Origin of the sequence: Collinsella sp. AF29-7AC (assembly GCF_003475665.1) — a bacterium.
Lineage (GTDB): Bacteria > Actinomycetota > Coriobacteriia > Coriobacteriales > Coriobacteriaceae > Collinsella.
Genome location: NZ_QRQX01000004.1, coordinates 148,363 through 158,841, shown reverse-complemented (window position 1 = coordinate 158,841; position 10,479 = coordinate 148,363). Strand labels below are relative to the sequence as shown.

The 10,479-nt window shown below is 60.6% G+C and carries 9 protein-coding genes, 1 tRNA gene and 1 riboswitch; of the genes, 1 reads left to right on the top strand and 9 read right to left on the bottom strand.

Annotated elements, in window-relative coordinates:
* The first annotated feature begins 121 nt into the window (after nucleotides 1-121).
* Nucleotides 122-197: transfer RNA gene (locus tag DWZ15_RS02940), tRNA-Val, on the top strand.
* Between the two features lie 427 nt (nucleotides 198-624).
* Here DWZ15_RS02940 and DWZ15_RS02935 read toward each other — a convergent pair.
* From DWZ15_RS02935 to DWZ15_RS02895, 9 genes are all read right to left on the bottom strand, one after another.
* Entirely contained in the window at nucleotides 625-1,908 is a 1,284-nt protein-coding gene (locus tag DWZ15_RS02935; RefSeq protein ID WP_118449250.1) for an aminotransferase class III-fold pyridoxal phosphate-dependent enzyme, read from the bottom strand.
* Between the two features lie 68 nt (nucleotides 1,909-1,976).
* A complete protein-coding gene (gene argB, locus DWZ15_RS02930) occupies nucleotides 1,977-2,957 on the bottom strand; it encodes an acetylglutamate kinase (RefSeq protein ID WP_118449248.1) in 981 nt (326 codons plus the stop codon).
* An 81-nt stretch (nucleotides 2,958-3,038) separates the two neighbouring features.
* Nucleotides 3,039-4,307: a bifunctional glutamate N-acetyltransferase/amino-acid acetyltransferase ArgJ gene (gene argJ / locus DWZ15_RS02925; RefSeq protein WP_199580015.1), complete on the bottom strand. Its 1,269-nt coding sequence runs from the start codon at nucleotides 4,305-4,307 to the stop codon at nucleotides 3,039-3,041.
* A gap of 134 nt (nucleotides 4,308-4,441) precedes the next feature.
* A complete protein-coding gene (gene argC / locus DWZ15_RS02920) occupies nucleotides 4,442-5,512 on the bottom strand; it encodes an N-acetyl-gamma-glutamyl-phosphate reductase (RefSeq protein WP_118449243.1) in 1,071 nt (356 codons plus the stop codon).
* Nucleotides 5,513-5,769: 257 nt separating this feature from the next.
* Entirely contained in the window at nucleotides 5,770-6,180 is a 411-nt protein-coding gene (locus DWZ15_RS02915; protein ID WP_117637582.1) for a pyridoxamine 5'-phosphate oxidase family protein, read from the bottom strand.
* Between the two features lie 51 nt (nucleotides 6,181-6,231).
* Nucleotides 6,232-6,678, bottom strand: a complete 447-nt coding sequence (locus tag DWZ15_RS02910) for a pyridoxamine 5'-phosphate oxidase family protein (RefSeq protein WP_117637581.1) — start codon at nucleotides 6,676-6,678, stop codon at nucleotides 6,232-6,234.
* 30 nt (nucleotides 6,679-6,708) lie between these two features.
* Entirely contained in the window at nucleotides 6,709-7,509 is an 801-nt protein-coding gene (locus DWZ15_RS02905; protein ID WP_117563814.1) for an energy-coupling factor transporter transmembrane protein EcfT, read from the bottom strand.
* Nucleotides 7,509-9,413 carry an energy-coupling factor transporter ATPase gene (locus DWZ15_RS02900; RefSeq protein ID WP_118449241.1) on the bottom strand — a complete coding sequence of 635 codons (1,905 nt, stop codon included), beginning with the start codon at nucleotides 9,411-9,413 and terminating at the stop codon, nucleotides 7,509-7,511. Before DWZ15_RS02900 ends, DWZ15_RS02905 begins: the two co-directional genes overlap by 1 nt.
* Nucleotides 9,410-10,000 carry an ECF transporter S component gene (locus DWZ15_RS02895; protein WP_117655907.1) on the bottom strand — a complete coding sequence of 197 codons (591 nt, stop codon included), beginning with the start codon at nucleotides 9,998-10,000 and terminating at the stop codon, nucleotides 9,410-9,412. The genes DWZ15_RS02900 and DWZ15_RS02895 overlap by 4 nt, the downstream gene beginning before the upstream one ends.
* A 5-nt stretch (nucleotides 10,001-10,005) precedes the next feature.
* Nucleotides 10,006-10,198: riboswitch (FMN riboswitch) on the bottom strand.
* Nucleotides 10,199-10,479: the final 281 nt, after the last annotated feature.

Sequence of the window (10,479 nt, the reverse complement as noted above, 5' to 3'; positions counted from 1 at the left end):
GTTGCGCTGAGTCCTGAGGCTGTTGCAATGAAAATGAGAATCAAGGGCTGTGACACGCGTCGGTTACCTTTAATGAATATGAGGTGAATGAGGCGATTGTTTTGCTATACTCTCTCCGCACGGGCGATTGGCGCAACGGTTAGCGCAGGTGCTTTACACGCACAAGGCTGGGGGTTCGAATCCCTCATCGCCCACCACCGATTTGGAAACGGTCCTCGAAAGGGGACCGTTTTTTGTTTGGGCCCGGTGCATGGGATTCGAACCCGCCAGCACGTCCGTCACAAAGGCCGTGGCCAAAAAATGGCAAAAATGAGTACTGTTACTAATTTTGTAGCAGCGATTTTTGGGTTTCGCTGGGTAAATCTAGCCCTGAATCAGCGATTTGAAGCCTTTGCTAGCTGTTTCCCCATTAACATAACTGAACATGTGTGGTCTAACTAATCCTAGATAGTCGGTTTCATATGAGATTCAGCTGGTGACAGTACTCACATTTGGCATTTTTTGTCCAAAGGCTCTCCTGGCCATTGCAGATTTGTGGCAAAACGGACTCCAGACCGCCGAATCGTGCCGCATATGGCACATCCGCAGTCCGGAACCCGGTCCAAATTAAGTTATTGCGCTGTGTTAGGCCAAAACGTCCGACAGGATTTCGATCAGACTGTCCACGTCGGATTCCTCGCAGACGAGCGGCGGCAGGAAACGCAGCGTATGGGCACCCGTAGCGTTAATCACGGCACCAGCCCCCAATGCACGTGCCACAACGTCGTGTGCATCACCCACAGTATCGTCCAGATCGCAGCCGAGCATCAAGCCGCGGCCACGCACCTCGATCACGTTCGGCAGCTTGGCGAGCTTTGCCTCCATATAGGCGCCTACCTTGGCAGCATGGTCGGCATAATCGCCGCGCACGAGCGCGGAGAGCGTCGCGGCGCACGCCGCGACAGCCAAGCAGCTACCGCCAAAGGTCGAGCCGTGGTCGCCAGGCTTAAACACGTCGGCAATCTCCTTCTTTGCCACGACGGCACCCATGGGCACGCCATCGGCAATGCCCTTGGCAAGGCTCATGATGTCGGGTTCCACGCCATAGGTTTGGAATGCAAACGGCTTGCCGGAGCGGAAGATGCCGCACTGGACCTCGTCGGCGATAAGCACGGCGCCCACTTCGTGTGCCAGGTCGCGCGCGGCAGCCATAAACTCCTCGGTCATGGGATACACGCCACTCTCGCCCTGGATCGGCTCGAGCATCACGGCGCAAATCTCGCTTCCCAGCCGCTTAAAGATTGCGCGCAGCTCATCGACATCGTTGGGCGTGCAGGCCACAAAGCCACCCGGCAGCGGGCGGAAGCTGTCCTGCAGCCAATCCTGCATGGTAGCGGCAATGGTCTCGAGCGTACGGCCGTGGAAGCCGCCGCGCATGCACACGATGGTGTTGCCGCCGTTGCCGGCGCGCTTTGCGTACAGGCGCGCAAGCTTCATCGAGCCCTCATTGGCCTCGGCACCGGAGTTGGCAAAGAACGTCTCCCACACCTGCTCGCCCGCAGCCGGCGCTCCGAGCGCGGCGGCCGTGGTCTCATCGCCGGCGGCAATCGCATCGGCAATCACGCGTGCACTGTCCACGTCGTCGTTGGCAAGCTTGGACAGCAGCGCCGCGACCTGGCCACGCTGCTCGATGTAGAAATAATTGGAGACATGCAGGAGCTTTTTCGCCTGTGTCTCGAGCGCCGACAGCACTGCCGGGTTGCCGTGGCCTAGGCTGCATACGCCGATGCCGGCAAGAAAATCGAGATACTCACGGCCGTCGTCACCGGCGAGCTTCATGCCGTGGCCCTCGACAAACTCGACCGGAGAACGACCGAAGGTGTGCATAACGTAGTGGGATTCGAGCGATTGTTGAGCTGCAAGTGACATGGGATACCTTTCGTTAGGCGCCGGGAAGCGCGGACTGTGGGCGTAATGGCGTGGCGATTTCGAACCGACTAGACTGCCTGAAGCCTCTCGACCTCGTCGAGGTTCTTGGTCAGGCGCGCCGCAAACGTCGAAAGCGGGTGCAGGTGCGTATCGAACTCGTAGGCCGTCTCGGTGGAATGAATCACGGTGCCGACGCCGGCATCGGTCAGCAGCTCCAGCAGCAGCGAGTGTGGCGTCGTGCCGTTAATGATGTGGGCTCGGAACACGCCGGCGGTAAGCGCATCGACGGCGGCGCGCAGCTTGGGAATCATGCCCTTGTCGACTTCTCCGCCGTAGAGCATCTCATTGACCTCGTCGAGCGTCAGGTTGGAGATAAGCGAATCCTTGTCGCTAAAGTCCTTATACAGGCCATCGACGTCGGTAAGGAAGATTGCCTTATGCGCGTGGAGCGCCGCCGCAACGGCGCCGGCGGCGGTATCGGCGTTGATGTTGAAGAAGCCACCGTCCTCCCCCGCCGCGACCGTGGCGATAACGGGGATGTACTCGCTATCGAGCAAGCGCTCGATATAGTCAGTGTTGACGTGCGTCACTTTGCCCACGTGACCGAGCTCGGGGTCGAGCGGCTCGGCGATAAGCGTGCCGGCATCGCTGCCCGACACGCCCACGGCCAGGTTGCCGTGGTGGTTGATGGCGACAACCAGCTCCTGGTTAACCTTGCCGCCCAGCACCTCGCGCACGATATCCATAGTCGCCGGCGTGGTCACGCGCTGGCCGTTCTTAAACTCGACGGGGATGTCATAGTGGCTCAGCGCCTCGTTGATAGCCTTGCCGCCGCCATGCACGATAACGGGGCGCATGCCGATGATCTTAAGCAGGACGATGTCGCTCATCACGTCGCGACGCAGCTGCTCGTCGACCATGGCGGCTCCGCCATATTTGATAACAACCGTCTTGCCGGTCAGGTTCTTAATCCACGGCAGCGCTTCGAACAGCAGCTGCGCGGTTGCTTCGTTGGATTCGCTCGAACGACAATCGCGTGCGAATTTCATAGTCTGCCTCGTCTTTCGTATCGTTATCGCGCCGTGCTCCGCTGTCCGCAATCGCGGCAAGATGCGCAGCGTGCCTGGAATCTAGGAACGGTAGTCGCCGTTGATGGAGATGTACTCATGCGTGAGGTCACAAGTCCACACGGTCGTTGCCGCGTCGCCCGCGCCCAGGTCGGCCGAGATCACGATCTCGGGCGCCTCAAAACGTCGCAGAGCCTCGTCCTCGTCAAAGGGAACGGTCAGGCCGTCACGGCAGACGGGCATGCCCATCATGTCGATGGAAACGTCTTCCTGATTAAACTTCACGCCGCACTTGCCGAGCGCCATGGCAACGCGGCCCCAGTTGCAGTCGTGGCCGGCGATGCAGGTCTTAACGAGCGGCGAGTTGGCAACGGCACGGGCGGCGATATCGGCCTCCTCGTCGTTCACGGCGCCGGTAACGTTGACCGTAACAAGCTTAGATGCGCCCTCACCATCGGCGGCGATATTGCGCGCCAGGCTCTCGCACACCTCGTGCACGGCAAATGCCAACTCGTCAAAGGCATCGGAGCCCTCAACGATAGGCTCGGCATCTGCGGCAGCGACGCCGGAGGCAAGCATGATGCAGGTGTCGTTGGTCGAGGTGTCGGAATCGACCGTTACCTTGTTAAAGGTCTGCTTGACGGTCGAGAGCAGCAGGGCATGAAGCGCCGCAGGCTCGACGGGGGCATCGGTGGTGATAACTGCGATCATGGTGGCCATGTTGGGCATGATCATGCCCGAGCCCTTGCACATTCCGCCTACCGTATAGACATTGTCCGCATGACCCGCAGCCCCACTGACGTAGGATACGGCGTACTCCTTGGAGTGCGTGTCGGTCGTCATGATGGCGCGAGCGGCATCGGCGCCACCGTGGGCGGAGAGTGCCTCGTAGGCAGCAGGAATGGCGGTCTCAAACGTGTCGATCGGCAGAATCTGGCCAATCACACCCGTGGAGGCAACCAGAATCTGCTGGGGCTCGCAGCCGATGACCTGCGATGCGATGCTGCATGTCTCGCGCGCGCATGCAAGACCGGTCTCACCCGTGGCGGCGTTGGCATTGCCAGAGTTGATCGAAACGCCGGCGATGATACCGTAGCCCTTGTCGGCACCGCCCAGGTTGGCACGGCTCACTTGCACGGGCGCCGCGCAAAAGCGATTGGTGGTAAACACGCCAGCACCGGGACAGGGTTTATCGGGCACGACGAGCGCGTAATCCAGACGCTCGGGGTTCTTGCGGAACCCAGCGTGGATGCCTGCAGCCTTAAAACCAGCCGCAGCCGTAACGCCACCCTCGACGGCGCGAATCTTGATATCAAACAGCTCGGTATTCATCGTCTTTATGACTCCTTATGTCAAACAAAAAACGGACATCGGTTGGTGCGCCATGCCAGTCGTGATCATGAGACCAGCTTAAGAGTGGCGCCCCATTCGATGCCCGACTACCAAATCGTTAACAATCGAATGTGCTACACCGGGCACGCCACTGTGGGCAAGCCTCGTCGCTCGTCAAAGCCAAAGACGATATTGGCGCACTGGACTGCTTGGCCCGCAGCGCCCTTGCACAAATTGTCGATAGCACCCGTCGCCACCAGCACGCCCGCGCGCTTGTTGAGCGCGAGGCCAATCTGGGCAGCGTTGGTGCCGACGACCGAAGCCGTCTTGGGCTGCTGGCCGGCATCGAGCACGCGCACAAAGGTGTGACCGGCGTAGAACTGCTTGTAATGGTCGACAACGTCCTCAAGGGTCAAGGTATCGAGAGCCTGCGGCTTGAGCGGCAGCGTCACCGTGGAGAGCAGACCGCGCTTGAGCGGTGCCAGGTGCGGGGTAAAGACGACGCGATCGGTCAGGCCAAGGATTTGCTCAATCTCGGGCGTGTGGCGATGCTTGCCCACGCCGTAGGCCTCCAAGTTCTCGTCGGCGCTGCAAAAATGGGTGCGGGCGTTGCAGGACTTACCGGCGCCCGTCACGCCGCTAATGGCATCGACAATCACGGGGCCGTTCTCGGCCACCCAGCCCGCGCGCACGGCGGGCGCGGCGGCAAGGCTCGTTGCGGTGGGATAGCAACCGGCGCAGGCGACCAGCACGGATTTGCCGTCGGCATGGTCGGATGCGGCGGTCTCCAAGTCCTGGCAGAACAGCTCGGGCAGACCGAAGGCACGGGTCTTGAGCAGCTCGGGGCTCGTATGCTCGGCGGCATACCAAGCCTCAAAAACGGACGCGTCGTTCAGACGGTAGTCGGCCGAAAGATCAAAGCAGGAGACGCCCGATGCAAGCAGCGCGGGCACCTGTGCCATGGCAGCCGTGTGCGGCACGGCCAAAAAGACCGCGTCGCAGTTCTTGAGCTCAGGGGCATCATGCGTCGTAAAGACAAGATCGCTTACGCCGGTGAAGCTCGGGTGCACCGCAGACAACGGCTGGCCGGCATCGGCGTTGGACGTAATGGCAGCAAGTTCAAACTCGGGATGACCGAGGACGAGGCGAATGAGCTCGGCTCCGGCATATCCAGCCGCGCCGACGATTCCAACCTTCAAAGACATATCAGACTCCTTGTCTGCGATTTATGCACCGATGCGCATTTCGCAGCGGTCGTTATGAAGTGGGTTGAAACTTTAGCACCAAAAGATGCATTAATACGTAAATGGCTTGCATATTCATGCATTGAAACATTCCCGACACATTCGCTTGAAGGAATTGACAAATGGAGCGGGCCCCGTATTGACCGGCGCTCCTAACGGCGCCGGGCAATACGGGGCCCGCCCATGCGAAAACCAAGTTGTTAGGATGAGCCAGCTGGCTAGAGCTCGACCGGCACCCATTCGTCGTGATTGCAGATAAAAGCCTCGGGATCCTCGACGCTAAAGAAGACGAGCGTGGGGTCGTTAGGCCCCTCATAGTGCTCGCCCAGGCGCTCTAGATGCTTCCACCCAGCTTCGCGCATTTCGCCTAAAGCCCGGTCATCCAAGCCGGCACGCCCGCGCAAGATAAGCCAGCCATGGCCCGGCCACCAACTCGTGGCCTCAAAGCGCTGGTTTTGCAGCAGCTCTTGCCACACATCTTTGGTGCGCGCTGTTACAAACCACAGCTTGCCATCCTGGATCTGCGCAAACGAAAACGGACGCACATGAGGCTGTCCGTCAACGCTCGTCGCCAAATACCATGCCGGCACCGACGTCAGATACTCCAACACCGTATTCAATCCGTCCATGTGTCCTCCTGGCGCTAGCTAATTCGGAACGGGTAGTTAATTTGAGACGCGCTAGAGCTCCAGGCGCTCCTCGCTGCCGTCGATATCACAGAAGCGCGCGGCAATGTTGCGGACCGAAAAGAAAGCAAGGCGGCCGTCGTTGGCACTCTCGTGTTCCTCGCCGATGCCCACCATGTGCTTAAAACCCGCTTGACGCACCTTGTCGCTCGCAACTGCGTCGTCCTCAAGTGCGGCTTCGCCGGTCAATACGATCCAGCATTCCCCCGGCTTCCAGCCCGAGAGCTCAAACTTGGGATTCGCACTCAGCTCCGCCCACACATCCTTGTCGCGCGACGTGCAAAACCACAGCTTACCTTCATCGACCATGGCAAACGAAAACGGCCTCACGCGAGGCTGATGCCCGTCGGCCACATCGGTCGTGGCCAGATACCACGCCGGAATGCGCCTGAGATACGAGCAGGCGCGCTCAAGCTGAGCCGTGCGGTCGTTGTCGGTCATAGGGACCCCTTTCTTGCGCTCGAATCGCGCCTAAACAAGTTGAAGGTTGACGACGATGACACACGCAAACAGCAGCATCGTCACCACCGCAGCCAGCGCATCCCCGCGGCGAAATGCAAGCGCATGCAGACGCGTGCGGCCCTGCTCGCCGTGATAGCAGCGTGCATCCATGGCGGCAGACAGCGTCTCGGCATGACGGAACACGCCCGTGAACAATGGAATCGCCACACTGCCGAGCATACGCACGCCGCCGAGCGGGCCACCCGTTACGCGTGCACCGCGGCTTGCCTGCGCATCGGCCGTCTGCTTCATCTCGGTGGCGAACTGCGGCATAAAGCGCAACGCGATGCCCATGATCATGCCGAGCTCATGCGCCGGAAGCCCCACGCGCGCAAACGGTGCGAGCAGACGCTCAAAGCCCGCGGTGAGGTCGAGCGTCGGTGTGGTGAGCGTAATGGCGCTCATGCCGGCCATCATCAGGGTCAGGCGACACGCCATAAAGGCGGCAGAACGCAGTGAGCCCTCGCTTATCTGCAGAAAGCCGAGCTGCCACAGGATGCGCCCACTCTGATCGGTAAACAAGTTGAGCACCGCGACCACGACGACGATTGCCAGCAGCGGCGCCATCGACGACAGAACGCGACGAGCCGGCACCCGGGACACGGCATAGATCAGCACGACGAAAATTGCGACAGGGGCCAATCCGCGGAAGCCGCCGACGGTCAGCGTCGTGATCAAAAACACAAAGCCCAGGAGCAGCTTGGTGCGCGGATCCAGGCGATGGATCGCGCTATCGCTCGGATAGTAGCTGCCAAACGAAAACGCCTCCATCAGCAACCCTCCTCTCGCGCGACCGTTTCGGATTTGGCCTTGTCCGAGACGTTAGAAGAACCGCCTGAGCGACCGATCGGCAAATCTGCCAACTCGTCGGCCAACGACTCAACCGTATAGAGCCCGCCGCGATGCAGCGGCACGCCCGCTTCCGCGAGCGCCAACGCCATGCGCTGGGCAGCGGGAACACCCAAGCCGATTGATTTAAGCTCATCCGCATGCGCAAAAACCTGAGCGGGCGTGCCCTCAGCAAACACCGCGCCCTCGTTCATCACGACAATACGATCGCAGCAATTGGCAAGGTCATCCATACTGTGTGAGACCATGACGACGGTCAGGCCCCCATGGTGAAGTCGATCGATGAGCTCCAGGAAATCACTGCGCGCCGCCGGATCGAGCCCCGCCATGGGCTCATCGAGTACCAGGACCTCGGGCTCCATGGCAAGCACGCCAGCAAACGCCACGCGCCGCTGTTGGCCACCCGAAAGCTCAAAGGGACTCTTGTCGCCCACCGTGGCCAAGTCGAGGCCCACGCGCGCGAGCGATGACTCAACGCGGCGCGCGACCTCGGCCTGCGACAAGCCAAGGTTGTGCGGGCCAAACGCCACGTCCTGCGTCACGGTTTCGGCAAACAGCTGACGCTCGGGATATTGAAACACCACGCCGACCTTGGCCTTAACCGCGGCGGCATCTTTCTTGTTTGCCAGGTCGAGCCCCAACGCGTAAACGGAACCCTCCTGGGGGCGAATCAAACCGTTGAGATGCTGGACCAGCGTCGACTTACCCGAACCGGTATGGCCTGCTAAGCCCAGGAACTCGCCGCGACGCACCGTCAGCGATACATCGCGCAGCGCCCACGGGCTGCTGGGGTCGTTTCCCCAGAGAGCCTGTTTGCTCGATTTGCCCGCAACGGCCGAGCGCTTATGCCAGCGGCGACGCTCGCGGGCGCTCAGCGAGTAACTATGCGAGAGGTGCGAAATCTCGATGACGGGCTCCGACGCGGCTGTCCCGTCGGTTGCAGAGGAGGCGTTGTCGAGCACACGAGAATCGGATGCAGAAGGCCGCCCTGCGGTGTCTTCCCCACTCCGGTCGGCATATACCTGCGCAATCTCGGCGACCATATCCGCCTCGCGCACCTGCGCATGAACGGGCACGCCCTTCGCACGAAGCGCCGTGCCCAAGCAGCACGACGCCGGCATATCCAGGTTGAGCTCCGCGAGCTCATCTGCCCGCGTCAGAATCTCCTCGGGCGTACCGAGCATGGCAACGCGCCCCGCCCGAAATACCGCGACACGATCGGCCTCGGCGGCCTCTTCCATAAAGTGCGTAATCATCACGATGGTCATGCCGCGATCGTGCAACGCGTGGCAAGCCTTCATGAGGCCCTTGCGTCCACGCGGATCGAGCATCGAAGAAGCCTCGTCCAAGATGAGCACGCGCGGTTCCATGGCGAGCACACCGGCAAGCGCCACGCGCTGCTTTTGGCCACCCGAGAGCGCGTGGGTCTCGTGGCGCTCAAAGCCCACCAGGCCCACGCCCTTCAGCGCCTCGCGTACACGCTGTGCTATTTGTGCCGATGGCACGCCCAAGTTTTCGGGACCAAAGGCAACATCGTCCTCGACAAGCGTCGCCACCAGCTGATCATCCGGGTTCTGGAACACCATGCCCGCAGTCGAGCGGATGTCGTAGACCAGCTCGGGATCGGACGCGTCCATGCCGTTGACGCGCACCGTTCCCGTATCGGGCTGCAGCAGCGCGTTCAAATGCTTGGCGAACGTCGACTTGCCCGACCCGTTGCCGCCGAGGATGCAGAAAAACTCGCCATCCTCGATGTTCAGATCGATGCCGTCGAGTGCCGGTGTGGCACCGTCATAGCTAAAGGAAACGCCCCGACACTCAATCATGCGCGGCCTTTGACCTGGTCCTTCTTGGGCGTAATAAGATTAGAGACCGCCTTGTACACCGCCAGCGTCAACACCGAGTTGAGCACGGTCTTGATGAGGTTGAACGGCAGCACGGCAGGAATCATGAGCGGGGCGATCACATCGACCGAGCCATACCAGAACCAAACACCAATGGTAAGGTTTGCGACCATAGACAACGCCGTAGCGGCAATGACGCCGAGCGCTAGGCCAATCACGGCACCCTTATAGGTATGCATCTTCTGGTAGACGATAGCCGCGGGCAGAATATAACCCAGCGTAGCCACCAGGTTCATAAGTGCGCCGACCCAATCGCCCGTGGTAAGCGCATGGATAACAATCGCCATAGCGGCAACAGCAGTACCGGCGCCAGGACCATACGCAAAACCGCACACCATCGCCGGCACCAGCGACGGGTCATACGTCAAAAACGGCGCCGAAGGAAGGATGGGCAGCTGCACGTACATAAACAGGGCGCCCAGGGCGCACATCAGCGCCATGGTAACGAGCTGTTTGGTGCTCCACCTATTCGTGTTCTCAAAATGGATATGCTGCGACTGTTCAGACATAAGATCACCTGCCTCTTTCATCCGGACTCTAACCGTTGGTACTGGAATCTCACCAGTTCAGCCGGCATGCGAACCAACGCACACACGGGTCGCGGACTCATCGGCTCGGCCGCAGGCATCTCGCCTGCGCCACGGCGCCCCTTTGACACCGCCCGATTTACCGCCAGTGGGGAATTTCACCCCGCCCTGAAACAGCAATTGCAAGTGTAGCACCAGTAGGCTTTCGCGCAAGTATGCCAAGGGTAATTTATGGCGGGGGAAACGCTCTAGAAATGCGGCCGGGACAGAGCAGCGCGACAATAACGTACCCGCCCATCCCAAAGTGCTGCGCTTTTCGCGGCAAAGCCGCGAAACAGCAAAAGGGAAAAGCCACCGCAACAACCACGTTCCCCATCCATCCCAAAGTAGCGCGCCTTTCGCGCAAAGCGCGAAACAGCGAAGGGGACACGTATCCCTATCGACCACGTCCTTCTCCGCCC